The organism is Adlercreutzia equolifaciens (assembly GCF_029076695.1).
In the GTDB taxonomy this organism is placed as follows: domain Bacteria; phylum Actinomycetota; class Coriobacteriia; order Coriobacteriales; family Eggerthellaceae; genus Adlercreutzia; species Adlercreutzia equolifaciens_A.
The window spans coordinates 1-289 of record NZ_JARFIK010000601.1 but is presented as its reverse complement, the minus strand read 5'-3'; the positions used below and the strand labels follow the sequence as shown (position 1 = coordinate 289).

General features: G+C 60.6%; 1 protein-coding gene. It reads left to right on the top strand.

Annotated features, from left to right (window positions below; all coding sequences use genetic code 11):
- Window positions 1-289, top strand: a 289-nt coding sequence (locus tag PZH32_RS13775) for a RidA family protein (protein WP_275208830.1), incomplete at both ends; no start/stop codon positions are given.

Sequence of the window (289 nt, the reverse complement as noted above, 5' to 3'; positions counted from 1 at the left end):
CCTTCAGCCACTACAACAACATCTCGCTGCAGCTGCCGCTCGACCCGGAGAGCCGTCGCCCCATCCTGGGCAATGTGGCCGAGCAAACGGCCCAGTGCCTGAAGAACGTGAAGGCCATTCTCACGTCCATCGACGTGCCCTTCGACGACATCGTCAAGGTGAATGTGCTGGTCCGCAACTTGGACGACATGGATGCGGTGAACGAGGTCTACAAGACGTTCTTCCCCGATTCTGGCATTGCGGGCGCGGTTAACTATCTGCCGGCTCGCACCGTAGTGCCCGTGGCCGA